This is a genomic window from Abyssibacter profundi, from assembly GCF_003151135.1.
Taxonomy (GTDB): domain Bacteria; phylum Pseudomonadota; class Gammaproteobacteria; order Nevskiales; family OUC007; genus Abyssibacter; species Abyssibacter profundi.
Genome location: NZ_QEQK01000011.1, coordinates 25,968 through 52,188, shown reverse-complemented (window position 1 = coordinate 52,188; position 26,221 = coordinate 25,968). Strand labels below are relative to the sequence as shown.

At 61.2% G+C, this 26,221-nt stretch carries 17 protein-coding genes and 1 tRNA gene; 4 read left to right on the top strand and 14 right to left on the bottom strand.

Annotation, left to right across the window (positions count from 1 at the left end; translation table 11 throughout):
• Positions 1–15: 15 nt before the first annotated feature.
• From DEH80_RS12580 to DEH80_RS12530, 11 genes are all read right to left on the bottom strand, one after another.
• Complete coding sequence (locus DEH80_RS12580; RefSeq protein WP_109720858.1) at positions 16–1,617, bottom strand: peptide ABC transporter substrate-binding protein; 1,602 nt, start codon at positions 1,615–1,617, stop codon at positions 16–18.
• Positions 1,618–1,637: 20 nt separating this feature from the next.
• Entirely contained in the window at positions 1,638–2,876 is a 1,239-nt protein-coding gene (locus DEH80_RS12575; RefSeq protein WP_109720857.1) for a tetratricopeptide repeat protein, read from the bottom strand.
• Positions 2,876–3,496 (bottom strand): energy transducer TonB, encoded by a 621-nt coding sequence (locus DEH80_RS12570; RefSeq protein WP_109720856.1) that lies wholly within the window; start codon positions 3,494–3,496, stop codon positions 2,876–2,878. The genes DEH80_RS12575 and DEH80_RS12570 overlap by 1 nt, the downstream gene beginning before the upstream one ends.
• A 32-nt stretch (positions 3,497–3,528) precedes the next feature.
• On the bottom strand, positions 3,529–3,936 hold the full coding sequence (locus DEH80_RS12565; RefSeq protein ID WP_109720855.1) for an ExbD/TolR family protein: 408 nt from the start codon (positions 3,934–3,936) through the stop codon (positions 3,529–3,531).
• 15 nt (positions 3,937–3,951) lie between these two features.
• Positions 3,952–4,473 (bottom strand): MotA/TolQ/ExbB proton channel family protein, encoded by a 522-nt coding sequence (locus DEH80_RS12560; protein WP_109720854.1) that lies wholly within the window; start codon positions 4,471–4,473, stop codon positions 3,952–3,954.
• Positions 4,460–5,836: a MotA/TolQ/ExbB proton channel family protein gene (locus DEH80_RS12555; RefSeq protein ID WP_109720853.1), complete on the bottom strand. Its 1,377-nt coding sequence runs from the start codon at positions 5,834–5,836 to the stop codon at positions 4,460–4,462. Before DEH80_RS12555 ends, DEH80_RS12560 begins: the two co-directional genes overlap by 14 nt.
• Complete coding sequence (locus DEH80_RS12550; protein ID WP_109720852.1) at positions 5,836–6,612, bottom strand: DUF3450 domain-containing protein; 777 nt, start codon at positions 6,610–6,612, stop codon at positions 5,836–5,838. Before DEH80_RS12550 ends, DEH80_RS12555 begins: the two co-directional genes overlap by 1 nt.
• Before the next feature lie 150 nt (positions 6,613–6,762).
• Positions 6,763–7,437, bottom strand: coding sequence for a putative 2OG-Fe(II) oxygenase (locus DEH80_RS12545; protein ID WP_165831462.1), 675 nt, complete (start codon positions 7,435–7,437; stop codon positions 6,763–6,765).
• A complete protein-coding gene (locus DEH80_RS12540) occupies positions 7,430–9,247 on the bottom strand; it encodes a tetratricopeptide repeat-containing sulfotransferase family protein (protein ID WP_109720850.1) in 1,818 nt (605 codons plus the stop codon). Before DEH80_RS12540 ends, DEH80_RS12545 begins: the two co-directional genes overlap by 8 nt.
• Positions 9,237–10,223, bottom strand: a complete 987-nt coding sequence (locus tag DEH80_RS12535; protein WP_109720849.1) for an SAM-dependent methyltransferase — start codon at positions 10,221–10,223, stop codon at positions 9,237–9,239. Before DEH80_RS12535 ends, DEH80_RS12540 begins: the two co-directional genes overlap by 11 nt.
• A 73-nt stretch (positions 10,224–10,296) precedes the next feature.
• Complete coding sequence (locus DEH80_RS12530; protein ID WP_109720848.1) at positions 10,297–12,987, bottom strand: TonB-dependent receptor; 2,691 nt, start codon at positions 12,985–12,987, stop codon at positions 10,297–10,299.
• Between the two features lie 368 nt (positions 12,988–13,355).
• Here DEH80_RS12530 and DEH80_RS12525 point away from each other — a divergent pair, with 368 nt between their 5' ends.
• Together DEH80_RS12525 and DEH80_RS12520 are read left to right on the top strand one after the other, a co-directional pair.
• On the top strand, positions 13,356–18,461 hold the full coding sequence (locus tag DEH80_RS12525) for an EAL domain-containing protein (RefSeq protein WP_109720847.1): 5,106 nt from the start codon (positions 13,356–13,358) through the stop codon (positions 18,459–18,461).
• Between the two features lie 136 nt (positions 18,462–18,597).
• Positions 18,598–19,683: a CE1 family esterase gene (locus DEH80_RS12520; RefSeq protein ID WP_109720846.1), complete on the top strand. Its 1,086-nt coding sequence runs from the start codon at positions 18,598–18,600 to the stop codon at positions 19,681–19,683.
• Between the two features lie 67 nt (positions 19,684–19,750).
• On the opposite strand, the gene DEH80_RS12515 is transcribed toward DEH80_RS12520, so the two are convergent.
• From DEH80_RS12515 to DEH80_RS12505, 3 genes are all read right to left on the bottom strand, one after another.
• Positions 19,751–22,552, bottom strand: a complete 2,802-nt coding sequence (locus tag DEH80_RS12515; RefSeq protein ID WP_165831461.1) for a fibronectin type III domain-containing protein — start codon at positions 22,550–22,552, stop codon at positions 19,751–19,753.
• 99 nt (positions 22,553–22,651) lie between these two features.
• Positions 22,652–23,185 carry a hypothetical protein gene (locus tag DEH80_RS12510; protein WP_109720844.1) on the bottom strand — a complete coding sequence of 178 codons (534 nt, stop codon included), beginning with the start codon at positions 23,183–23,185 and terminating at the stop codon, positions 22,652–22,654.
• Positions 23,186–23,212: 27 nt separating this feature from the next.
• A tRNA-Gly gene (locus tag DEH80_RS12505) sits at positions 23,213–23,286 on the bottom strand.
• Positions 23,287–23,466: 180 nt separating this feature from the next.
• On the opposite strand from DEH80_RS12505, the gene DEH80_RS12500 reads away from it, so the two are divergent.
• On the top strand, positions 23,467–25,683 hold the full coding sequence (locus tag DEH80_RS12500) for an AsmA family protein (protein ID WP_109720843.1): 2,217 nt from the start codon (positions 23,467–23,469) through the stop codon (positions 25,681–25,683).
• Positions 25,670–26,218 carry an SRPBCC family protein gene (locus DEH80_RS12495; protein WP_165831460.1) on the top strand — a complete coding sequence of 183 codons (549 nt, stop codon included), beginning with the start codon at positions 25,670–25,672 and terminating at the stop codon, positions 26,216–26,218. The genes DEH80_RS12500 and DEH80_RS12495 overlap by 14 nt, the downstream gene beginning before the upstream one ends.
• Positions 26,219–26,221: the final 3 nt, after the last annotated feature.

The window sequence follows — 26,221 nt, the reverse complement described above, 5'->3', positions numbered from 1 at the left end:
AGTGGGCGCACGTCATCAATGCGCCAGGATGCGCCAGTGCTTGGTGTAGTGATGGTCCATGATGTTGGACACAAACCCGTCCACGTAGGGCTTCACCAAGCCTTTTTCGACGTAGTAGTAAATCGGCATGATGGGCTGATCAGCCAGCAACATCCGCTCGGCCTGCTCCATCAGTTTGGCGCGTCTGGCCATATCCGTTTGCACGGCAATCTCGGCCAGTAGCGCGTCGTATTCCGGATTGTTGTACCCGGAATCGTTGATGCCATGCTTGGAGTGCAGTAATTCCAGGAAGGTGTACGGGTCGTTGTAGTCGCCAATCCAGCCCGCGCGGAACACCTCGGTGTCCTGCTTCAGCTTGCGCGTCTGCAGGAACACCTTCCACTCTTCGTTAATCAGCGTGTAATCAACCCCCAGCACGGCGCGCCACATGGCCGCCACGGCCAGCGAAACCTTCTTATGGTTTTCGTGAGTGTTGTAGCGAATTTCCACCTGCAGCGGATTGTCTTCCGAGTATCCGGCTTCCCGGTATAGGCGCCGTGCCTCAGCGAACCGGGCCTCCCGGTCCAAATCGGCGTAGTCCGCCACCTGGGATTCGTAACCGGTAATCCCGGGCGGGACAAATCCGTAAGCCGGTTGCTCGCCCAACTTAACGATCTTGTCGCAGATCACCTGGCGATCAATGGCCATCGACAAGGCCCGTCTCAGCTTGACGTTGTCCTTGAACGGCGGCTTGGTGACATTGAAGCCAAAGTAGTACACACCCAGGTAGGTTGACACCTGTAATTCGTCACCGAGATTTTCGCGAATCCAGGCGACCTGCGACACCGGCACGTCATAGGTGTAGTCCAATTCACCGGCGCGATAGCGCTTGAGTTCCGATGACTGATCCTCGGTGGCGTAGTAGTAGACCGTGTTAATCGTGGTGTTGTCGTCATCCCAGTACTGGGGGTTGCGCTCCAGCACGATGTGAGATTGCACAACCCACTCGCTCAGCACGTAAGCACCATTGCCCACCAAGTTACCCGGTCGCGAGAACTTGTCGCCGTGTTCTTCAATGCTGGGGCGATGCACCGGGTAGGTGCTTGAGTGATTGAGCAAGCCCAGAAAATACGGTGTGGGTGCCTTTAGGCGGATCTCAACGGTGAGATCATCCAGCGCACGAACCGCCAATTCTTCGACCGGTAGCTTGCCTGCCACCACACGTTCGGCGTTCTCGATGGGCGCCAGAATCTGAGCGTACTTGGAGGCGGTCATCGGATCGGCGCTGCGCCGCAGCCCGAACACGAAGTCCTGCGCCGTCACCGGGTCACCATTCGACCATCGCGCCGCTTCGCGAAGGCGGAAGGTGTAAACGGTCCCGTCTTCCGAAATGGTCCAGGATTCCGCTGCGCCAGGGACGATGTCCCCGTTGGGTGCTTCGCCAGTCAATCCCTCGTAGAGGTCGCGAAGAATATTCGACGAGGGCACGCCCTCGGCCTTATGCGGGTCGAGTGTCTGAGGCTCAGCCCCGTTGCCCTTGCGAAGCACCTGTTCGGCGGCCAGCTCCACCGCCATTGCCTGGGTGGCACCCAGAACCAAGACAACACTCGCCACGAGCGCATGTATTGCGCGTCGCATGGTCTCCCCCCGAAGGTTCTTTAGCCTTCTGCAGCCAAGTGCGCGAGCCAGGCCTGCGCCTGAGACTTGGTAGAACTATCGTTGCGTGCGGCCAGAAACGCCTGCCGGGCTTCTTCTGTGCGCCCTTGGTTCCAGGCGGCGACGCCCATCATCAGCTGCACTTCACCCCGATCATCGACACCCTTGGCCAGCGCATTCTTCAGCGCCTCCTCGGCCTTGGTCCAGTTCTCATCGTCGATGTAAATCTGACCAAGACGGAACCAGATGCGACCATCGGAAGCCAGCGGCGCAGCGGCGGTATAAGCCTCCAGCGCCTCGGCGTTCTCGCGTGCCAGCTGCCAAGCGGTGCCCAGCTTCTCCAGCGAATCAAGATCACGCTTGATGATGCCCTGCTCCATCCCGCGTTGGAGCACTTCCGCAGCCTTGTAGGGGATCTCAAGGAACAGGTACACATTCGCCAGATTCTCCAGCTCACGTTCCGTATCCAGAAATCCCTGGCGTCCGGCCAGCGCAAGTACAGCCAACGACTCCGGGTCATCCTTCATCTCAAGGAAGACGCCTGATAACTGCTTCCAGTAATCCTCTTTGATCGGATGCAGGGAGATCAACTTGACCAGCGTTTCAGCAGCGGGCTTGAACTGCTTTTGCTCGTAATGGATCGCGAGTTTGAGCTGATACCAAGTCTCGGGCACATCCTTCTTGGAGCGTATGGCTCGATCCACAAAGGGGAGGGCCTTGGCGTACTGCTTCTTGTCGACGTAGATGCTTGCGATCAGGATGTAGGCATCAGGAGACGGATCGCTGCAAGTTTCATCGAGATAACGCAGCAAGTACTTGATGGCTTCGTCTTTCTGCTCGACTGCGTAATACAACTGCCCCAAGTTGTTCAGCATCTGCTCGTGCTGAGCCTGCGGCAGCGCATTCAGCTCGATCGCCTTGCGAAATGCCGGGATCGCGTTCCGGTAGTTGTCCTGCGATGCCCAGGCAAAGGCCTCCGTTTGATAGACCAGTGCCTGCTCGTACTCGTTGCGCTTGATCTTGGGCAGCAGTTCGCGCACACCCTCAATCGCATCGTTGTACTTCTCTTCCGCAATGTCTTCCTGGATACGCGTGAGACGGCGGTAGGTGAACTCCGTGAGCGACCCGGATGCTTCGCGGGGATTCTCGCAATCGGTCTGGGCCTGCGCGGACGGTGAAACCGCCAGCGTGCCCAGCAACACAGCCCCTACCAATGCCGGTAATGTCTTAACCATTGTCATCAGTTCAACGTAAAGTTCAGGGTCTGCGTCGCAGACTGCTCAACGGGCTGGCCATCGATAATTCTCGGCTTGAACTTCCACTTGAGAATCGCAGCGATCGCTGCCCGCTCGAATACCCCACGCGGACTCGCGTCGGTCACCTTCGCGTCCCGCACCGTGCCATCCGGATTGATCACCAATGACATGGTGACGTATCCCTCGGTCCCGGCTCGGGCCGCACGCCTGGGATACTGGGGTTGGATCCGGACCAACGGCACCGCCTGCGAACTACCGGACGTCTGTCCCGCACTATAAGTCCCCAAGAATGGCCCACCGCCGATATTGGTCGGCAGGTTGAGGTTCGGCAAGTTCATCTGCTGCGGCTGCTGCTGCGGCTTCGGCGTCTGCACGGACTTCAGCTTCGGCGGCGGCGGCGGCTTCTTCGGCGGTGGTGGTTTCTCCGGTTTGCGGCGCTCACGTTCCTGAAGCGTTTCCTGACGCTTCAGGCGTACAAAGTCGATCCCGCCCAGGTCTTCCCGCTTGGCCAGATCACCGCCACTGAGATACACGAGGGCGTGCATCATCCAGAACAGACCAACGGCAACGACCACCGCCAATCCGATTGCTCCGAGTCTTCGCATGTCTTTTCCTGTCGCCTGGCTCTAGGCGCCCGTTAGCTGCCGGGCTCTTGAGCGGCAATTGACACGTTTTCGACACCGGCCAGTCGGACTTGATCCATGACCTCGACAAAACGTCCGGTTTCGGAGGCCTTGTCTGCGATGATCACGACGGCGCCCTCCGGGTTCTCGGCATGCAGTCTTTCGACATTCGCACGCACCGAGCGAATATCCACCTGACGCTTGTCAATCCACACATCACCATTGGAACGGATGGCGATCAGGATGTTGCCGGCCTCCTTACGCTCAGCGGTGCTGGCGTTCGGACGGCTGACATCGATACCGGCCTCCTTCACAAAGGAGGTGGTCACGATGAAGAAGATCAGCATGATGAACACGATGTCGAGCATCGGTGTCATGTCGATAGCCGCTTCTTCCTCTTGCGAACTCGCTCTACGACGCATGTTCGTATTCCTCGATCAATGCGAGCCGAGCTCGTCTTCTAGCTCGCGTCGCTCACGCTTGGCTAGATTTTCGAGCTGCACGCTGAAATAAATGCCGGACAACGCCACCACCATGCCAGCCATGGTCGGCAGTGTTGCGCGGTAGACACCGGATGCCATCGCCCGGGCATTCCCCGTGCCAGAAATGGCCATCACGTCAAAGACGGACACCATGCCGGTCACAGTGCCGAGCAGCCCGATCATCGGGCAAAGCGCCACCAGCGTCTTGATGGTCAGGACCGAGCGCGCCACTGATTTCGAAGTTTCCGATATCAGACGAGCGCGCAGCCCTTTGGACAACCAGCTCCGTCGGTCCGCCTGCTGGTCCCACTGCTCGATTGCCGCCTGCTTGAGCTTCGGATACGTGAAGCTCACAAACAGCAGGCGCTCAATGATCAGGCTCCAGAGCCCGATTGCCACGAACAGCAGGATCCAGACGATCGGACCTCCGTTTTCCAGGAAGTCCAGAATCGACGCAAATGGCTCAAGCTGCAGCATTGGAGCCCTTGTGCTCAGCGATGAGACCCACGGACTCCTCGTCCAGCGTCTGGATGATCCCCTTGGCGCGGCTGGCCAGCATGCTGTGGATCAGGATGAGCGGAATCGCCATCACCAGACCCAGCACGGTGGTCATCAAGGCCTGCGAGATACCGCCGGCCATCAGCTTCGGATCGCCCGTGCCATACAGGGTGATCGACTGGAACACCTGGATCATGCCGGTCACGGTGCCGAGCAAGCCGAGCAGCGGACCGATGGCTGCCAGAATCTTAATGATCGACAACCCACGTTCCACCGCCGGGGTCTCCTTGAGTACCGCTTCATCCATGCGCAGTTCGATGGTTTCGGTATCGGCGGTTGGATCCTGGTAGTACGCCTGCAACACACGACCCAGCGGGTTGTTGTCCTTCGGCTCGCCGATGTTCTTTTTCTGCCCTGCGATCTTGGCGCTCAGTGCACCCAGCGACAGGAACTTCAGCAGCGAGATCAACAGACCAATCACGGTCAGACCGATGATCAGCCAACCGATCATGCCGCCCTCGCTTTCCATCACACGCTGGATCAGGTTGCGCTCCTGAATCTTGGCGCGTAGCAGCGTGCCCTGACTGGGATCGACCACCATGGTGTGATAACCGCTGGACTGCTCGACGAAGTTTTCAACCACAGAGAGGTAGCTCGCAGATGGCTGCTTGGGCAGCTTGCGGAACTTGCCTTCGACACCGGTTTCGTAGGTGACGAATTCGCCATCAACCACAGCGGTGAAGGTACCCAGTCGCACGACCGGCTTGGTCGCTTGCTCACCGTCGCCCTCGACGACTGTGGCGTCGAAGCGCACCACCTTGCCCAACTCGGTCATCTCACGCTGCATCTCAAACCAAAGCTGTTCCAGCTTGGCGATCGAGGGCAGCCGTTTGGACTCGGCAAGATCACCCAGGAATTCCATTCGCTCAGAGCCCAGCTGGGCCGTGACCATCGAGTTCTGAGCGGCGGAGTAAACATCACCCGAAACCTGGCGCACCACACCGAACATCTCACCCAGCGCACCGGACTTATTGGTCAGCGTGGTCTCGAGTTCGGCGAGCGTCTCTTCGTTCTGATCGAAGGTGGTCGACAGCTCGTCAGCCCGGCGCTCCAGTGCGGCCAGTTCGGCCTTGGCTTGCTTCAGCAGCGCGGCCTGCTGATTGCGCTGACTGCGGAACTCCTGGATCCGACGTTCGTTCTCTTTGTTCTCTGCCGAGCGAGCTGCGCGGGTCTGCTGCAGCAGCTCATCCAGCGACTTGGCCTGCGCACCAACATGGGGCGCCGCGAGCATGCTGGCAGCGCCGATCAGGCAGGCGGCCACGCGAGTAATCTGACCGTGCATTAGTTGGCCTCCTGCGGTGCTTGAACGGGCATGAGCATGAGATTCGGCGGTGACTGCTTACGCGCAATCTTCAGCCCATCCGTCACAAAGTCTTCGAGATCCGAATCGACCACCCACTGGCGGGATTCGTTGTTCCAGTAGCCGAACTCTTCACCGTTCGGGGTCGAGTACAGCAGGGCGAGACGACCGACGCGCAGGAAGTCCACCTCGCGGCCGGTATCACCCAACTCACCTTGGTAGGCCTCGATGTTCCGGCCGAACTCCATCTCGATCTGATAGGCCTCGAGAATGCGGCGGTACTTCTCGGCCGTAGAGATGTCCGCACGTGACATCAGCGTTTCCAATTCGGCGACGCGATCACTGCGCTCCTTCGGCAGGAAGGGCACATCCAGCGCCACAAACTGATCCAGCGCCGTGATCATGTCCTCCATCAGCGGCAACACACCGCGATTGGTGGACTCGATCTGCTGAAGCTGCTCCTCGATGGAGCCGATCTCTTCCTGCTGTGCCGCAACCTGGCGTTCGAGCTGTGCGACATAGCTCTTGAGCGAGTCGATCTCGATCAGCGTGGCCCGATAATCCGCAACAATGGCCTGCGTTTCATCGTCGAGATTGTCGATCTGGCGCTGGGTGCCTTTCGCATTGCGTTCAGCCTGAACCTGCGTCTGAATCACACGGTTCACGGTTGCCGTGCTGGCTGCTGCCGGAAGGGCAAGCCCCAGCATGCCTGACGCAACAACACCAATAATGAGGCGCTGAGCAGTCATGTCACTCATACAAGTCATCCTAAAAAAGGGTCATATCAGACAAGGCGCGATCGCGCCTCATGGTTACGCCGGAGCGTACCACAGTCGATGCCCCGGTCAGCACAGACCGGGACGCAGGCGGGCGTACACGCATGGAGCATGCCAGCCACCCATGCCGACTTAGGCTGCTTCGGGTAAATCCTTAAACCAGGCATTGAAGGCAACGGTAATCCGCTCCCCAGTCCCCCGATATGGCAGCACTTGGTGCATCAGCCAGGAGGGAAATAACACCAACTGCCCTGGCTCCAGCGCGATTTCCTTATGACGGTTAGACCAAGGAGCTCGCATGTTGGCCACCGACATATCGGAGAACGAGCCTGCACCCGGCACCGGGTGCATGAACTGCACCCGCGCGGATTCCACGGGACTCCCATCGGGATAGCCCGAATCCACGCAGTAAATCCCGCTCCAGGTCGCCATCGGGTGATTGTGCATGCCGAACTGACCGGACTGACGGGTGATGTGAAACCACGCGTCTGCCGACATCCGTAGCCGGGACACGCGCTCACGGTCGTACCCGTTCAGTTCAGCGACCGCGCGAAACACCGCAGCGGTACAAAAATCGCGCAAGGTGCCGACATTCACATCGTCCCAATGAAACAAATCGAATCGACTCTCAAACAAATTCCGATCGATCTGCATGGTGGGGTTGATGTTCGCGTAAACCGCCCCTTCTGCCTCACGACTCAGAAACAGCGCTCTGAGCTTTGGATTCAGCGAGTCGGCACCTGGCAGCTGGGTTTGAACGAACGGGACTGCAAAAGCAGGTGAAATCTGAAATGGCACCTCAGCCATTGTCGTAGCCCTCCAGCTCATCGCCTAACGCATCAATCAGGGGGTTCAAGGCATCTCCGTAACGCTTCCAGCGCTGGACTGCAGCCTTGTATATCGGCGAACGAACCTGCCAGCGGCTGGGTGTCAGGACAGGCCGCTCATCTTCGTAGTAACGCAGGCACTGATCATCCCACGGCAACCCGACAGCCGACACCAGAGCTCGGGTCTGCTGCTCGGGATCGGACACCATCGCTTCATACTCGCAGACATGCATCCTCTCACCGAGGTGCGCCTGCCAGTGCCGCATCAGCCTCGCGTACTGCCGAATATAAAAACCAATGTCGGACAAATCCGTGGCGTATTTCTGCGCAAGCCCGAAGTTCTCGCCGTATATCGAAACACCGATGTCGCGCGGATCACGTCGACACCAGATGACATGGGCGTTGGGGAATAGCGTCAGAATTAAACCGACGTAGTGGTAATTCATCGGCGCCTTGTCAATCAGCCGACCAGCACTGACCCGCTTGCGCTCCATGAGCGCCCCAAGGTAGCGCATGGCCGTTTGCTGGGTGAGCTCCGGGTTCAACGACGCCACGACCTCAGGCCAGCGCTGGATAGAGTTCGCCCGTGCCGGCAGGGCCTTGGCCAATTTCGGAATGTCCGGCAGCTCTCCGTACCCGTACGCATCCGGATGCGAGGCGAGAATCTGCTCGACCAGAGATGTCCCACTGCGGGGCATACCCACGATGAAGACGGGCCGCGGATCGTCCACCCCCCAAAGCCGCGACTGCGAGAGAAATTCTGGGGAAAAGGCCTCGATCAGCCGATCGATATACTGGCTGCCCGTCTCCCTGTCGTAAGGTCCGGCCTGTTCCCGGCGTGCCGCGTTGGCCTGCGCCCAGACCGACATCGCCGCGGCCGCGTCCCCCTTGGCATCCAGCGCCTTGCCCAATCCAAATCCAACATTGGCCCGAGCCTTTGGTGGCTGCTGGTCATCTGCCAGCAGCGCACGCGCCGCCGCCAGGTCGTCGTCAAGGGCATCACCACGCAGGAGCGTCAGCAGCCCCTCCAGCGCCATGGGTGCGCCTGCATCCAGCGCCAGCACCTTACGATACTCACGCTCGGCGCCCGCCTTGTCCGCAAAATCTTCCAGCAACTGGGCGAAACCAAGCCGCAGATCCGGCGATTCGGGGAAACGGATCACGCCCTGACGATAAGCCTCCAAAGCTTCATCTAGGCGGCCACGCTTGAACAGCAATCCCGTTAACCCGATGTAGCCAGCCTGCTCGGCAGCCGGCACTTTCAAGGCCCGGCGCCACACATCCTCCGCTTTCGACCAGTCACCCGCTGCCTGCATGGCCCGGGCGTAAGTCATATACGTACCCACCAAGTTCGGATCGAGCGTCAATGCCTGCTCGAACGCGCCGGCGGCCTCCCCATAGCGCTTCAAGTCAACAAACGCCTTGCCGAAGTTGTGCCATGCCGCTGCATCCTTCGGGGCCAGCTCCAGTCGCCGCTGCCAATGTTCCAGTGACTCCTCAAGCCGGCCAGCCATCATCAGCGTCAACGCCAGATCGGCACGCGCATCCGAATGATCAGGCGCGAGGCGCACCGCTTCCATCAGCAACTGAATGGCGCTGTCCGGCTGACGACGCTGCCAAGCGATGACGGCCAGACCGCGCCGGGCATCGGTACCCAGCGCCGGGTCGTGCATGTACTCCGAGAAGATCTCCCTGGCTCGGTCCAATTCGCCACGCCGATAAAGGTCAAACGCGGTCGCGATACGTTGTGCACCAGCACCTGCTGGCGCCGTCTGAGAATTATTGTTCACGTAAACCCTCTAAGACCCAGCCCATCTCTTCTCCCTGCTCCGACAGCGTGGAGACTGTGATGGACCGGAAACCCAGACGCTCGAGTCGCGCCCGGTACTGTTCGATAGCCTGCGCATCGAGTGCCGATGCACATAGGGCGTCCAGCCGCGCCAGGTGAGCCACCAGACCAGACCGCAGTTGCTGCAGTTCGGTCTCGGCCCGCGCGCGTCCCAACTGGGGAACGCTGCCCAACAGCACGGAGATTTGTTGCAGCGATTCCTCTGCGTAGCCGCCATGAGTCAGCGCACGTGCCTGCTCCATCAGACCGGCAACCGCCGCATTGTAATGTGACCGCGTAGCGACCGCAGCCGGGCTGCTGTTGAGCGCCTGACGCCCGGCCGGGGTGGCTGCTTGCAACAACAGCGGCAGCATCTGCGCAGCACGTTCGAGGACGCCCTGGGGTTCAAGCAGCGTGCGTAACACCACGCACTCGTCCTGAGCCACCCGCTGCAGTCGTGAGCCCTGCTTGTGCAGCACCCAGCACAGGTTGCACTGCGGCGCGACGGCTCCCTCGACAGCATCCCAGGCTGATTCCGTGGCGCCATACTCGAAGGCAAACTGACTGATCAACCCGGTGAACTCGGCCGTCGGCTCCAGCGCATCGAATGGTGTTTCTGAATGCAGGGTAAAACGCGGCGTTGCGCCGGCACCCTCATCACCGACCTGCCCGGTTGGATTCAGCTGTGCAGCATCCACGCCGATCAATGTGGGCTCTGTTCCGACTTCAAACTGACCGGCGAGAAACCGCAACAACCCACCGTTGCCGCAGCCCAATTCCAGCACCCGGTCTGCCGGCCCCAGCCGACTCGCAAAGCGCTGCCACAGGGCCTGCGTCTGCGGCCCGTAAAAACCCGAAAACGTGGTGGGGCAGGAGTGCAAATGCCCCTGCGCCCAGTATTGGCTCCAACCCGGATCAGCTGCGCCCGCCGCGGTCATATCATCACGATTTATCTGCCCCAAAAAACACAGGGCCCTTTCGGGCCCTGTGCACTGCCTTGCTGCGGTTCGTTTAGAAGCGCTGCGTGTACTTCACGTACGGCTGACGACCGTACTGGTCGTAGAGGTCGAAGTTGTAGTTACGACCCTGACCATCCGTACCGGCCGAGCTTTCCGGCGGGTTACGATCGAAGACGTTGAGCGCACCCAGTGCGATCGTGCCGTCGACAAACGGAATGTCATAACCAACCTGCACGTCCCACGTGGTGTAGGAAGGCACGTTTCCGGTCTGGCGTCCGTCTTCCACACCCTGCGCGTAGTCAGAAATGTAGTTGCCGTTAATCGCGGCCGTCACCGGACCAAACGTCCAGGCATTGTCCAACGTCACGCGCAGATCGGGTGCACCGGGATCACCGGCCTGGTTCCGCCCTCCATCCTGCTCGTAGCTCAGAACATGCGTAGCTTCCAGGTGCGACTTAATCGTGCCGAGGTTGCCCGGGACTGCAAAATTGAAGTCCATGGACACATCGATGCCGTCGGTCTCCAATTCACCGTCATTAGCGAAACCAGCCACAACACGCACGATGCGGTTGGAGGGAGCTTGACGCTCAACACCCAGTCCAGCCGGGATGGGGTCGCCAGCCGCCAGACGGTTCACGATGTCACCAGGCGAGATGAAGCTGATCAGTTCATCGATCTTAATGTGGTAGTAGTCCACCGAGAAGTTGAACCACGACGTCACATCCATGGCAAAGCCAACCGCGTACTGATCCGACTCTTCGGCTTCAAGTTCAGGGTTGGCCAGGATGATGGTGCTGACCTGCTGCGACGTCGAGCAGGTACCGCCGCTGAAGGTGCCACCGGCCGCTTCACAGGTGGCCTGGTCGTTGTTGATCGACTCGGCCGACGGGGTCGGCAACTGGCTGATCACGTCCAGCGTCGGGGCACGGAAGCCCTGACCGACGGAAGCGCGAACCGTCATGTTCGACAGCGGCTGGTAACGAGCACTCAGCTTCGGCGCGAAGTTCGTACCGGAATCGTTGTAGTCCTCGTAACGACCCGACAGCGTGACTTCGAGGGAGTCGATCGCCGGCATGAACATTTCGAAGAAGGCCGACTTCACGCGACGGTCGGTACCGGCCGAGTTGCCCGCTGTACCACCGATGACGCCCGCTTCCTGCAGCGAATCGTACTGGTCGAAGTATGACTCCTCACGGTACTCCAAGCCCACCGCAGCAGCCGACGTGCCGCCCGCCATGTCGAACAAGTCCATCGACGCTTCGACAAAGGCCTCGTCGGTGATCCACTTGGAATCACGGGTGACAGTTGCCTTCATGGCGTTGAGGACATCGTCCGGGTTGCCCGCCGGATTAAAGATGTCATACGAGCCATCGTTGATGAACTGTTCGGCAATCGGAATCACAACGTAGTTGCTGCCCAGCTCGTAGAACCGGTACTCGTTGTGTCGCACGCCGATGTCCAAATCCACGGGACCGACGACACCCGAAAAGATACCGCTCACGTCGTAAACATTGGCATCAGTCTTGTTGTCGCGCGGGCCCAGACCGGCAAAGCGATGGTAGAGGAACAAATCCTCACCCACCGGGTTGTTCGGGCTGTTGGCATCAACCGCGATCTGCACGTCGTTCAGCGACGGTGCGTAACGACCGAAGGACGTTGCACGCGTGATGCTGGCGTTGACGTTGACACCCCAGTTGTCCGAGAACTGGTAATTACCCTGTACGAACAGGCCCTGACTGCCGGTTTCGGCCTCGTCAGCAGATACCAGAGTGAAGTCGTAACCACAGAGGTTGACCGGATCGCCGCTGGGATCGTCGACCCCAATGGGATAGGCAAAGTAACCCGGCGTGGGGTTCGGGCAGCCACCAGGCACAGCTTCGTACAGGAAGAACCCGGTGTCGTCGTCGAAGTAGTCACCGTCAGCGTCGTTGAAGTCAGGGCTGACGTTACCTTCCAGCAGGCCGAGGTAGGAGAAGTTGTTCGAGAAGAAGCTCGCACCCGGCGTGTTGTAGAGGCTGTCGCGGGCAAAGATGATCTCGCGTTCGAAAAACGATGCGCCGAACACGATGTTGCCTTTCTCACCCGAGATACCCGACGTGATCTGACCGCCGCGGCTGTCACCGCCCTCGCGGGCCGTGGTCTGATCCTGGTACGTGATCTGAGTGCCGCTGAAGTCCTTGCGGGTGATGATGTTCACCACACCGGCAATGGCGTCGGAACCATAAATGGCCGAAGCACCGTCCTTCAGGATTTCAATGCGCTCAACGACCGCGATCGGAACAGCATTCAAGTCCTGCGCAGACGGGGCAAACGGCGCCTTGGGCGCACGACGACCGTCGATCAGGACCAGGGTACGCTCGGAACCCAGGCCACGCAGCGAAACCGACACCAGCGACTGGGCGGAGCTACCGGACTGGGCACGGAAGGCACCAAAGGTATTGAACGTGGTGTTGCGAAGCAGCTCACCCACCGAGGTAAAGCCACTGCGTTCGATGTCGGCCCGGTCGATGACCGCGACCGGCAACGCGCCTTCGATGTCGGCACGACCCAGACGCGAACCGGTGACCTCGAATTCCCCAAGGTCTACGGCCTCTTCGTCTTCGGCCCCATCGTCGGTTTGAGCCACTGCTACTTGCGGAGCTGCTGCGTATGCAAACGCCGCTGCAATCGCTGCAGACAGCGGATTGAGCTTCAGCATTCCGCGCGAGTTTTCGTCACGCTTGAGCATTGAGTATTTCTCCATGGAGTTTATTCAGGCTTTGTGCCTTTGAACTTATGCTTCCCGACGAGGTCCGACCTCAGCGGTTCGGCCGTAGACTAGCCCCGCGTTTAGCGAAGCGTCAACAAAGCGTCATAACGACATAACCGCGCTGCAATTTCCCCGAGCACACGCACGCGTTCGCCAGCACACCCACCCCCCTGGTTTCATCCATGTGGATGATCCCCGAAGGACATACCCGCGGCAGCTAGCAGAAACCGTGCCGTCTCAGTCCAGCGGCCGCGCTCAATCTGATGGGCGATAGCGCTAATTGAGGTGTGGTGGCACAGTAGCGCTCACTTCTCAGCGGGTTGTCGCCGGACCTCGGCGCGGCGGACTTCAACGGATCGTGCGTGGCTAAACAACAGAACGGAATCGACGAGAACGACCAGGGCAGCACCACGCCCGATTACCCGGTCATGATTGGCGTGGTGGCTTCTGCCGGCGGTCTGGCGGCCCTCAAGGCCTTATGTGGCGAGCTGGATCAATTGGTCGGCGCGTCCGTGATGATCACGCAGCACGTCTCGCCGACCCATCATAGCCAGCTCCCCGAGCTGCTTGCGGCCTGTACGGAATGCAAGGTCGAAACGGCCAAGACGGGCATGCGCCCGGCGGCCGGCACAATCTATGTCGTGCCACCTGATCGCGATGCTGTCTTTCAAAGTGGCGTCATCCGATTGCGCAAGCCTGACCCGGATACCAGTGCGCATCCCTCCGGCGACCGGCTCCTCGTCTCAATCGCGGCCAGCTGCGATGAACGCTGTGTCGCGGTCATCCTTTCCGGCACCGGGCAGGACGGCAGCACGGGCGCCAAGGCGGTCAAGGCTGCAGGCGGTGTGGTGCTCGTACAAGACCCAGACACCGCGCAATACGACGGCATGCCGCGCGCGGCCATCCGAACCGGCTGTGCCGATTCGGTCAGCACCCCGGCCGAGATCGGTCGACGCCTGGACACCATCGGGCGCAGCACTGGCGGGCTGTTTCTACACGAACTACCCAACCGTGATCTGGACGACGATTACACGCGGGTCTGCCGCATCGTGCGCCGCAAGACCGGTTTGCGGCTGGACAACTACAAGCGCGGCACGGTGCTTCGCCGAATTCGTCGCCGTATCGGGATGTCTTCGGCCGCATCGCTGGACGACTACTGCGACCTGCTGGACAACGATGAGGGCGAGGCCCGGCAACTCGCCTCGGATGTGCTGATCCCGGTCACTGCTTTTTTCCGCGATACCGGTGCGTTCAAGGCGATGGCCAAAGCGGTGAAGGAGGTCATGACGGACCGCCCCTCCACCGACATGGTGCGATGCTGGGTGGCGGGCTGCGCCACCGGCGAGGAAGCCTATTCGCTGGCGATTCTTCTTGCCGAGGCACGGCGCGGTCAGCCGGACGCCCCGGACTTCATGATTTTTGTCAGCGATCTAAAGCGCGAGGTCGTCGATGTGGCACGGAGAGGTATCTACCCCGCCGCGGCCCTCGAGCCCATTCCAAAAGAGCTGCGTGACCGCTACTTCGAGCACGTGTCGGACGAGTATCACGCCTCCAAGCTGCTGCGCCGGCGCATGGTGTTCGCAACCCAGAACCTGATCGACGATCCACCGTTCTCGCGGATGGACATGATCACCTGCCGCAATGTGATGATTTATTTCTCGCCCGAGTCGCAGCGACGGGTGCTCGGGATATTCCACTACGCCCTCAACAAGGATGGCATCCTCTTCCTGGGCAAGTCCGAGACGCCCGACAAGTACGGCGAGCTGTACTCGGCCATCGATGCGCGGGCTCGTATCTACCGCCGCGTTGAGGGCGCACGGGCCGAGGACGCCCAGCTGCGCTCGGCGTTCGACCCCACACCGCGGACACCCGCCACCAAACGCCAGCGCGTCGACAGCCAAGCCGAAGCGCTGACAAATGCGGTGCATTCAGCAGCCGTCAAGCTGTTTGCGCCACCCTCGGTGGTGATTGATGACGCGAACCGCCCGGTGCACGTCATCGGCGATGTCTCGCCCTTTGTTGGACTGCCATCCGGGCCGACGCAGTGGAGCGTGTTCGATTTACTCGCCGCGCCGATCTTGGCGGAGGTCCGCGCGATGGTGTTCCGCTGCCGCAGCGAGGGCAGCAGCGTGGAAGGCGGCACCTACACCATCGAGAAAGACAATCAGATGATTGCGTTCTCGCCCTCGGTCCATCAGACCACGATTAATGACGTGCGCTACGTCATCATCGCGTTCCATATCCGGGAAGATGAGGCGTACGGCGCCGGCCGGGGCGACGACGACACCGGCAATGCCATTGCCAACGAACTCGAACGCGAGCTGGCCACCACACGGCTGCATTTGCAGACCGTGCTGGAGGAAGTCGAATCAGCCAACGAAGAGTTGCAAAGCCTGAACGAGGAGCTGCAGTCGTCCAACGAAGAGCTGCAGTCCACGAATGAGGAATTGCAGACCTCCAATGAGGAGATGCAATCCACCAACGAAGAGCTGATGACGGTCAACGACGAACTGGCCGTCAAGAGTGACGAGCTGGCGGGCACGGCCCGCGACCTGGAGATCATCAAGGAGACGCTGAACTTTCCGCTGATCGTGCTCGACGAGAACCAGCGCATTCGTCGCTACAACAGCGCGGCCAGTACAGTGCTCGAACTCGGGTCCATCAAGGAAAGCGCCAACATCCGTAGCGCCGGCTGGACCGTCCAGTTCAAGCAATTGGGCGCCGGACTCGCCAAACTCACCGGCGACGAGGATGAAGCCTCGGTGACACTGGAGTCCGATGACGGTCGCACCTGGCGGGTGCACTCCAGCCGCTACAAGGACAGCGAAAAGACCTTTGGCGGGCACGTCATCACGTTCATGGAGATCAGCGAGGAGCGACGAACAGCCCGGGCCCTGGCGGATCGCGAGGCTTACTACCGCGTGGCCTTCGAGCACAGCGCGGTGGCCATGATTATCACCGAAGCCAATGGCACTATCCGTTCTGCCAATGCCGCACTAACCGCCCTGGTCGGCCGGGACATGGATAGCCTGATCGGCCAGCCGCTCAACACCCTGTTTACCAGCCGACAGAAAAAAGGCATCGAAGGCGCGCTTAAGAGCCTGCGTGGCAATGATTCGGACGCCGCCCGACTGGAAGCAGAACTGGTCACGGCCGATCAATCACGCTGGGTCAGCATCACCATGGCCGCGACGACGGAACTTGAAGACACCGCTCCCTACGTCATTGCCCAGGTTGTGGACATCCACACCGCAAAGCATCGTGAGCGCAAGTTATCGGAAGAATTCACGCGCTTGCGACTGATCAGCGAGCTTTCGCGACTGGTCGCCACGGATACAGCTCCGGCAGACGTGATCCAGCAGGCGGTCGCAAGCCTGTCCGTTGTCTTCGACGACTGCCGCGTCGCCTACGCCGCCGTCACACCGCACTATGCGGCGGTCACGGCGCGCGCCCGACCGGAAGGTACGGAGCCGACACAGGTGACGACCATCCACGGCAATGAGCGCGACAAGTTTGCCCACCAGGCGATGGTGCGCGCGCGCACGCCTGCGGCCTGGGAAGCCACGCCCCTGCCCTGGGAGCTGCTGATACCCCAGCAGACCTTGGCCACCACCCTGGATGTGCCGGTGGTCGTTCACGAAGAGTTGCTAGGCGTGCTGTCGCTGCAATCCGAAGCATCACGCGAGTGGACGCAGTTCGAGTACAGCACGCTAAGCGGCGTGGCCGATCTGCTGTCGCTGGCGTATCGCAACGAGCAGGACGACAAGCATCGCGCCTCACTGGTGCAGGCGCTCTCCGATGAAAAGGAGCGCGTCGAGGTCACGCTGCGGTCCATCGGCGACGGGGTGATTACCACGGACCTAGAGGGGCGCGTGGAATACATGAACCCCACCGCAGAAGATCTCATTGGCACCGCGCTGACCAAGGCGCAGGGCAAGTCACTGTTCAACGTTTACCGCGTGGTGCGTAGTACCGATCAGCGCCCGCTGCCCAACCCTATCGAGCTGTGCCTGCGTACCAAGAGCCTGGTGGAAGACGCCGACCCTGACGCCACACTGGTCTCCGAAAGCGGCCTACGCATCCCCATTGACCACTCCGCAGCCCCCATCCAGGACAGCCAGGGCGAGATGACCGGCGCCGTGCTGGTATTCCGCGATGTCAGCGACGAGCGCATGTTGGCTCGGGAGCTGTCGTACAAGGCGACGCATGATGCGCTCACCGGCCTGGTCAATCGCACCGAGTTCGAACGCCGGCTGCACCAGCTCATCCTCGGCGCAGGCCGTCACGAGGAGCAGCACGTCATGTGCTTCGTCGATCTGGATCGATTCAAGGTCATCAACGACACCTGCGGTCATGCGGCAGGCGACGAGCTGCTTAAGCAGCTTTCGGAGCTGCTGGGGCAGAAACTGCGGCGGTCCGACATGCTGGCCCGCCTGGGCGGCGATGAATTCGGCATTCTGCTCGAGCATTGCACCGTCGAACGGGCCGAGCACATTGCCTCTGAGGCGATCGCCGCGCTCAACGAACTGGACTTCAAGTGGCATGGACGGTCGTTCCAGGTCGGGGCCAGTATTGGCATCGTGACCATCGACCAGAGCAGTGCCAGTATCCCCACCGTCATGAGCCAGGCCGATGCGGCCTGCTACGCAGCCAAGCAACGCGGCCGCAACCAGGTCTGTGTTTATAGCGGCGAAGACATGTCGCATGGCCAGCGCCACGACGAGACCGATCTGCTTCCGCAGATCACCAACGCGCTGGAACAGGACACATTCGTCTTCTACTTCGAGCCGGTCATCTTGTCCGAGCAGCGCGGTAGCGACGAGCCGTTCTATCTCGAATTGACGCTCCGCATGCCTGTCGACGACGGCGCTCCGCCGATGGTCGCCAGCGAGTTCTTGCCGGCCGCAGAGCGATATTTCCTCATGACGGCCATTGATCGCTGGGTGGTTCATCATGCGTTGCGGCAGCTCGCGGCACTGAATTCGGAATCGATCCGCATTGGCATCAATCTGTCCGGCCAAAGCCTGGGCGACGCAACGTTCACCGCTTACGTGCTGGATGAAATCGAGCAGGCCGGCATCAACCCCGCGCAGCTGCTATTCGAAATCACCGAATCAGCGGCGGTCTCATACATCGCCGAGGCCGTCCACTTCATCAAGTCGCTGCGCAAGCTTGGCTGCCGTTTTGCGCTGGATGATTTCGGGACCGGCATGTCCTCCTTCGCCTACCTCCGGGATTTGCCAGTCGACCTGCTCAAAGTCGACAAGCGGTTTGTTCAAGCCAGCCCCGACAGCCCGGTTGATCGGGCACTGATCGAAGCCCAGGTCAACATTGCCAAGGAGCTGGGCATCGAGACCATTGCCGAAGGCGTGGAAACCCAGGAGCAATCGTCGACCCTGCGAGAGTTGGGCGTGGTGTATCAACAGGGGTTCCTACACGCCGACCCGAAGCCGCTCAAGGACTTGTAGGAGAAGTCTGACGCGGCATCACGGCAATGTCGCACGTTGCCGTGCATGGGGTCTGCCGTGGTTCGAGCCCTCCCCTCAGTGGTGCAATGTTCCGGCGCGCGACCGCGCACCGCACCACTGACTGGGGGGATTCCCGATGACCACGCACACTGTTCGCTCTGGGCCGTTAGGCCCTGTCTTCGCCCTGCTTGCAGCGCTGCTGCTCGCGGCCTGTAGCAGTGGTGGTGGCGGCAGCGATCCGGTGGCAGGTGACCCGAACGATCCGGGCAACCCCACCGACCCGAGTGATCCCTCCGACCCCATCGGGGAAGTCGATTCCGGCGTACCGACCGAGAAGACACTGACCGTCGACGGCGAAGAACGCAGCTTCGTGATTTACGCGCCGAGCTCCACGGACAACAAGTCCCGCAAGCTGGCTGGGCTGCCCGCGGTCATCATTTTCCACGGCACGACACAGAACTCCGACACGCCGTTTAGCGAAAGCGGCGGTGCCAACCAGGAGTGGCTGGAAATCGCCGAGGAAGAAGGCGTGGTACTCGTCGCACCCAATGGTTCGAATCTGGTCACCGGGTCGCCCGACGGGGACATGCAGACATGGAACAATTGCGGCGCCTCCCCCATCTCCGGCCAGGGCGATGACATCGCCTTTGTCGATGCCCTGCTGGATGCCCTCGTCGCAGCAGGCATCGACGACCAACGCATCTACACCACGGGCGGCTCCAACGGCGGCAAGTTCTCCTACCGCGTGGCGATCGAGTTATCGTCGCGTATTGCCGGCATCGCGGCGTTCTCGGCAACACTAGAAGTCGGGGCAGAATGCGGGACGCCGGAGACCCCGGTGCCGACCATGATCGTCAATGGCACGCTCGACCCCGTGCTCATGGCCAGCGAACTATCCGGCACCTTGACGCCTCAAACCGGCACCGAAGACACCGTGGCCTTCTGGGTTCAGGCCAACGGCGCTAACCCAACGCCGGCGCAAGCGGGCGACCTACCCGACACCAACCCCGATGACGGCAGCACGATCACGCGCATGCTGTACACCGGTCAAGCCGGCTCCGCCCCGGTACTTTGGTATCAGGTCAACGGCGGGGGGCATTACATCCCCAGCCAGGATCACGACTTTGCAACCGCTTCGGTGTTTATTCCCGTTTTCGGTCGCCAGAATCGAGACGTGGAAGGCGCACGAGAGGCCTGGGCTTTCTTCACCACTGGCCAGTAGCCTCATCAGGCCGCACCAAAAAGGGCCGCTGAACAGCGGCCCTTTTTGGTTTACAGGTCCGAACGCCTCAGATCCGGCGGCGTCGCAATACCAGCCCACCCAGACCGGCCAGCAGCCAGAGTCCAAGCGCGCCACCGGCACCACCCGTCGCGGCCTGATCACCACCGGAAGGCGTTCCTGGATCCACCGGTGTCACCGTCACGGGCGGCACCGGCAACCCTCCGCGTGAGCAGTAATCATTGCCGACCAGCGTGTAGTCGAAGTAGCCCGCCTCTTCGGTCAGGATGTTCGAACCGGCCGCACCCGGCAGCGTCGATGCATAAATCTGCAATAACGTGTCGCCCTGCTCGATACCCAACAAGGCTTTTTCCACCACCATGGTGACCGAGCCATCGGTGTTAAACACACTGTCAGACGTGAGTTCACCAATCTGCTCGACACCATCCAGATTGCCGGTAGTCGGATCCGGGATCTGGCGGAATACGCCCGAGGCCACACCACCCAAACCGTCGCCTACAGCGCGAAGTTCAAAGCGTTCGCCTCCGGGTGCCACGTCGAAGTAGACATAAAAGCGATCACCCCCCTGCTCCGGCGGTACCGCGGCCACCGTGGGCAGGTTGAACGCCAGCGTGCCTGGCAAAGCCTCCGGCTCCGCCACAAACACGCCCGTGAGGTCGCGCTGTGGTGGCTGGGCTTCGGGCTCGAGCGTCCGGTCAATCGCCATCTGGATGCCCGGCAAGGCGCAGCCCGCCTGCTGATCGATGGCGTTGTCGCCCATGGCCAACGCGAGTTCGTTCCCCAGCCCGCTGCTGCCCTGCGCGTTGGTCGCTTCAACCGCGTAGTAATAGGTGGTCTCCGCGTCCAGCCCCTCATCGACAAAACTGCGCTGTTTCTCCGTGGTGGCCAGAACAGCCAGACTGCCGGACGCCGTGCCGCGATAAATCGTGTAGCCCGTAATCTCGGCGCCGCCGTTGTCCGGAGCCGGCCACTCGATGTAGGCGAAGACTTCGTTGCGGTAGCCTTCCACGCGCGGTGCACGCGGCGCTGCGGGTTCCACGGGGTCCATGGCTGCGAACATCCGCGGCCCACCTTCCTGGCGAGCGATCACGGCTTGATCCGAGAACGTCGGGTGTGAGCCGTTCGGGCAACCGCCGATACAACCATCCTCGTAAGAGATCAGGATGCGGCCTTCCGGGTCGATGACCGAGTCAAAGAAATCCAGCAAATTACGGCAGAACCCGCCGCTGCAAAGCCCACCACGCTGGACCGGATCGTTCGGCGTCACGTTCACGACGTGATAAGTCTGACCGCCATCGAAGGTGGAGGCATTGTACAAATGCCACGCGCCGGGGAATGCCTCACCATTCGGATCGCCGTCCCCGGTAAACGTCGTGCCGAAGAAGGCCACCGCCGCTCGATCGCCATCGCCAGCCACCGTCGCCGGGAACTCCGCAGCTGTGATGCCCGCCAAGGCACCGAGGTTCACGTCGCGTTCCCAGGTCACGCCGTTATCAAGCGAGCGAACGATATGGGGCTCGCCGTTTCGGGCGTCCATGTACGTGTAGTACACGGTGTTGTCGTCAGCAATGGCCACCGAGGGGTCCGAGCCGTGCCCACCGGAGCCGAGTTCGGCTGTGGTGATCGGCCGAATTTCCCAGGTCACACCGGCATCTTCCGAGACCACAACCGCCGGTACCGAGTTGGCCGAATCGACGATGGGTGAAGGACAACCCGCCACCGGCAGGTAGACGATCCCGTTGGGCGCAATTTTGACGTGACCGTGCAGCCCCTGACATTCGGCGAGGGTGTAGATCGGCACGCCGGGACCAAATGTCAGGCCGCCATCATCCGATCGCGAGCAGAACACCAGCGCGATATCCTGCGAACAGTAGTAAACCGCATTGGGATACAGCGGATGCGGGATCAGCGTATCGGCCGGATAAGGGCCCACGCCGAGTGACTGGTGATCCGCGCCGGAGCGAATGCCGCCACCGCCACCGGGGGTCCAGGTTTCGCCATCATCATCGGTGAATTCGGACAGGCTATTGCCCTCACCCACGATCAACTGCTGGGCAAAGACGCGCCCGGTGTCACGGTCGGCAACCAGGATCGGGTCGGAGGTCGTCTTGCTGTTCAGCGTGCCGCTCTTGTTCTCCCAGGTCTCACCTGCAGGCGAAGTGCTTTCATCCAGCTGCAGACGCAGCGTCTCCAGAAAGCCGATATAGAACAGGCTGCCGGTGTTCACGTTGACGTCCATCGTCGCCTCGCCGCCAAACATGCCAAAGCCCAGCTTCGGATAGTCCGGCGCATAGGTTTGGAAACGCGGGGCCAGACCGGCTGCATTACCCGTCCCGGCTTCAGGGGAACTACCGACACCACCGCCCAGCGGCACCGCTGTTAACGTGAGTGTCCCCGTGTACGGCGTATCAACAACGGCCGCGAATGAGCATCCGCGTGCATCAAACTCGCCCTGCGCCGGATTGTTGAGCACCACGGTTTCCGATGGCGTGCCGCCATCACTGGATGCGGCCTCCGCGCCCTCGTAGTTCACGGTGAGCACGAGGTCCGAACCCGCTTCTTCCCAGGCAATGGTGAAGTTCGCCGTTACGGCAACCGAATCGTACAAGCCCTCCGGCACCGTCAGATTGACGATATGACCATCCTCGACCGTGGTGCTGCCCACGATGCAGGAATTGGTCGCGGCACCCGAAGCCCCCGCAGGAACAACGCCCGTCCACTCCAGCGTAATGGTGTCGCCAGGCACGGTGGGCACCGTGACATCGTGTGAGGGTGGCTCGGATGCCAGTGCGGCTCCCGAAATCGAAAGGGCGGCGCAAACCAGCAGGCGCCGGGAGTCGATCAGTTTCATGGGGGTCCCCAGGTCAATGCGGGCGACAGCACAGGCCAAGAACATGCTGCCGCTGATTCAACGTTAAGTTGGGACTATATTCCCCGGAGCAATTGAACGCTAGCGTTTCCCGGCCCGGATGTCGGCGAGAAACGCCGCGTAAGCTGTGACAAAAGGCCGCAATCGGGCGTCCGGCGGAACCGCGCGCACCTCAATCGTCACCCGGCCACTGCGCACCCCTGCGTAGATCGACTCGACGATAAAGCCATCATCACCCAGTGGAAGTGACTCGGTCATTGCCAGCGCCTCGGGTAAGTGACGACCACGAAACGCCTCTTTGGCATCGGCTTCGCTGGTAAACAGGTCCACCTTGACCCGAAACGTCGTTCCAGCGGGCTCAATCGAGAGATATCGGTACTGTGCCGCACCCGCAATCTTCAGCCGTTGCAGCGCTGCCCCAACCGCCTCGCTGCCGGTCTCACCCGCCAAATCATCAGAGTTGCCGTAGACCTCAACATGCGTCACGCCGGCAAAGTCATCCGGCGGCATCTGCAATTCCGACATCCGGCTCAGCGGCGGTTCCTGATGCCCGCAGCCCGCCAATGCCAGGGTAACGACAACTGCCAGCAGACCGTCTCGGACGCGGTTCGACATGAGTGGAGACACGATCAAGGGGATAAGTGGAGCGGGTGATGGGAATCGAACCCACGTATGCAGCTTGGGAAGCTGCCGTTCTACCATTGAACTACACCCGCATCACAAACGGTGCCCGACTAGGCAACGCGCGTAGTTGGCCCGAGTCCTGCGCCGTCGTCAAGCCACAGTGAGCCAGTCGCCGCGCTGGCCACACAACCACACCGGAACTCTGCGGCGCTGGTACCCTCCAAGCCCCGGGCGCCGCTGCCCGATCACGTCGTTTTGCACAGGGAAGTTGCATGGCCAAACCGCTGAAAATCGCACTCGTCATCCTCGGACTGTTTGTCACCCTGGTGGTGGTAGCCGCCGTCGGTCTCGTGATGACTTTCGACCCCAATGACTACCGCGCCGAGATCGAGAGCATCGTCGAAGAGGAAACGGGTCGCGATCTTGCAATGCGCGGTGACCTGGAGCTGTCGATCTTCCCCTGGCTCGGTGTCGAGACCAACGATGTGGTGCTGGGCAATGCGGAGGGATTCGGGCCAGACCCCTTTGCCGAGATCGGCTATTTCGGGGTCAGCATTCGACTATTGCCCCTGCTCGATAAGCAGATCCAGATCGGCACCGTGCGTTTGGATGGCATGCGCCTGAACCTGGCGCGCGATGCATCGGGGCAGACGAACTGGGATGACCTGATCGCCGCCTCCGAGGCGGAGGACACAGAACCTGAAGAACCGCCCGCCCCCTCGACCGAGACCGGATTCGAAATCACGAACTTGGCCGTCGAAGCCATCGAAATCGACGATGCGGCGGTTACCTGGCGTGATGACAGCACCGGCCAGCGTGTCGCGCTGTCGGACTTCAGCCTGTCCACGGGGCGCATTTCAGCCAACGCCACCCACCCGATCCCCGTGTCCAGCCGATTCGTGGTTTCGCTGTCGCAGCCGGCAACGACGCTGACCATTGACCTGGTTGCAAAGCTCGCTGCCGACACGGATGCCGGCCAGTTCACGCTGGACAATCTGCGCCTGGAAGGCACCGCCGAGGGCGACGCAGTACCGGCCGGCAAGCAGCAGTTCACCGTGGCCACCAGCGCCCAGCTCGATCAACCTGCCGGGGTGGCCAAGCTCACCGAACTGACGGTGCAAGCCGCCGGGATCACCCTGAAAGGAACCGCGGACGCCACCGAGCTCAACGGCGAAGCGCCCCAGCTATCGGGGCAGCTCGTCGCCGAACGCTTCAATCCACGCAGCGTGTTGCGCGCCTTGGCGATCGAACCCCCTGCGACCGAGGACAATTCGGTGTTGCAGTCGGCCACGCTGGATGCGCGCTTTAGCGCCGGCGGTACATCGGCGGAGATTCGCCAGCTCACACTGACGCTCGACGACACAACCCTGACCGGCACGGCCGGTGTCCAGGATTTTGAGCGCCAGGCGTTGGCCTTTGATCTCGACGTCGATCGCATCAACCTGGATCGGTACCTACCCCCGCCCACCGAATCGCCAGAGACCACCGACACCGACGAACCCCAGGGTGGCGACATCAACGAGATTGAACTGCCATTGGATGTCCTGGCCGGTCTGAACGTCGACGGCCGATTTGCCATCGCCGAATTGCAGGCGTCGGGGATGACATTTAATGACGCCACCTTGCGTGTGCAGGGCAAGCCCGGCCAGCCGCTACAGCAATCTCTGACCGCCAAGGCCTATGGCGGTGATGTCAGTATCGAGAACCGGGTGGCGGGCGCCGCCGACGCATCGCCCACCTACCGCTTCCAGGGGTCGCTGGATGAATTGCTATTCGGGAATCTACTGCAAGATCTGGTGGACAAGGACTGGCTACAGGGCAAGGGCCTGGTGACGTATGACCTCACCAGCCAGGGGCGCACGGTGGGTGACCTGCGCCGCCATCTCAGCGGCACACTCCAATTCGGTCTGTCAGATGGTGCCATTAAAGGCATCGACATCAGTCGCGTTCTCACCGCTGCCGAGTCCAAGCTGCGCGGAGAAAGCACCGAAGCGCAGGCCGGTGGCGAAACCCGCTTTAACCGGTTTGGCGGATCCATGACACTGAAGAACGGCGTCGCCAAGACCACCGACTTCAGTGCCGGAGCAGACCAGTTCACGCTCGCAGCAAAAGGCTCGGTCAATCTGGTGTCCATGGAACTGGACTACCAGCTGAACCCGGTGCTGACAGCCGCCCCCGGGGGCTCACGGCTGGATGCACTCGTGGGCAAACCCATTCCGGTCACGGTGACCGGCCCGGTGACCAGCCCCAAGGTGCGTGTCGACGTCAAGAGTTTGCTCAGGGCCGAGGCCGATGAACGTATCGAGGCCGAGAAAGAGGAACTGCGGCAAAAGGCTGAAGAGGAAAGGGCACGGCTGGAAGAGAAAGTTGAAGCAGAGAAAGAGCGTGCCCGTGAGAAACTCCGCGACAGGCTTGGGGATTTCCTCCAGCGCGGAACGGACCAGAGCACTGAACAAACCACGACTGAACCTGCTGATGGGGGCGGCTAGCGCCCTGCTCTCGACCCAGGCCACGGCCGCCGATGTCCAATCACTGCAGGTCGAGCATGTCGGCAGTCGGCACACTGTGGCCATGACCGTCCAGCTCGATAGCAGCCCGTCGGATGCCTACGCCGTGCTGACGCAGTTCGATCAGCTCCCCGCCATCAACCCGGCGGTACAACGCGCGACCATCCGCCACCAGCCATCGACTCACAAGGCCGTGCTGGAAACCGATGTCCGTGTGTGCGTGCTGTGGTTCTGCAAGCTGCTCGAACAAGTGCAGGACATGGAACTCGCCCCCGCTGCGAATGGCGGTTCGGTTAGCGCGCACGTCCGGCCGGACGAAAGCAATCTCCGCTACGGCCTTGCCAACTGGCGCATCTGGCCTTGCGAGCAGCGGACCTGCCTGTCGTTTACAGCCGAGATCGAACCTGACTTCTGGGTCCCTCCGGTGATCGGCCCCTGGGTCATCCGCCGCAAACTGGAACAGGAAGCCGTACAGACCTCTGAAGGAATTGAACGCCTTGCCGCCGAGCTACGCTGACAG

Bases quoted from the DNA above. Each gene is read 5' to 3' on its own strand.
- DEH80_RS12530 (WP_109720848.1), bottom strand. From the start codon at position 12,987: ATGGAGAAATACTCAATGCTCAAGCGTGACGAAAACTCGCGCGGAATG.
- DEH80_RS12565 (WP_109720855.1), bottom strand. From the start codon at position 3,936: ATGCGTCGTAGAGCGAGTTCGCAAGAGGAAGAAGCGGCTATCGACATG.
- DEH80_RS12570 (WP_109720856.1), bottom strand. From the start codon at position 3,496: ATGCGAAGACTCGGAGCAATCGGATTGGCGGTGGTCGTTGCCGTTGGT.
- DEH80_RS12575 (WP_109720857.1), bottom strand. From the start codon at position 2,876: ATGACAATGGTTAAGACATTACCGGCATTGGTAGGGGCTGTGTTGCTG.
- DEH80_RS12520 (WP_109720846.1), top strand. From the start codon at position 18,598: ATGACCACGCACACTGTTCGCTCTGGGCCGTTAGGCCCTGTCTTCGCC.
- DEH80_RS12500 (WP_109720843.1), top strand. From the start codon at position 23,467: ATGGCCAAACCGCTGAAAATCGCACTCGTCATCCTCGGACTGTTTGTC.
- DEH80_RS12555 (WP_109720853.1), bottom strand. From the start codon at position 5,836: ATGCACGGTCAGATTACTCGCGTGGCCGCCTGCCTGATCGGCGCTGCC.
- DEH80_RS12535 (WP_109720849.1), bottom strand. From the start codon at position 10,223: ATGACCGCGGCGGGCGCAGCTGATCCGGGTTGGAGCCAATACTGGGCG.
- DEH80_RS12550 (WP_109720852.1), bottom strand. From the start codon at position 6,612: ATGAGTGACATGACTGCTCAGCGCCTCATTATTGGTGTTGTTGCGTCA.
- DEH80_RS12495 (WP_165831460.1), top strand. From the start codon at position 25,670: ATGGGGGCGGCTAGCGCCCTGCTCTCGACCCAGGCCACGGCCGCCGAT.
- DEH80_RS12515 (WP_165831461.1), bottom strand. From the start codon at position 22,552: ATGAAACTGATCGACTCCCGGCGCCTGCTGGTTTGCGCCGCCCTTTCG.
- DEH80_RS12580 (WP_109720858.1), bottom strand. From the start codon at position 1,617: ATGCGACGCGCAATACATGCGCTCGTGGCGAGTGTTGTCTTGGTTCTG.
- DEH80_RS12545 (WP_165831462.1), bottom strand. From the start codon at position 7,437: ATGGCTGAGGTGCCATTTCAGATTTCACCTGCTTTTGCAGTCCCGTTC.
- DEH80_RS12510 (WP_109720844.1), bottom strand. From the start codon at position 23,185: ATGTCGAACCGCGTCCGAGACGGTCTGCTGGCAGTTGTCGTTACCCTG.
- DEH80_RS12560 (WP_109720854.1), bottom strand. From the start codon at position 4,473: ATGCTGCAGCTTGAGCCATTTGCGTCGATTCTGGACTTCCTGGAAAAC.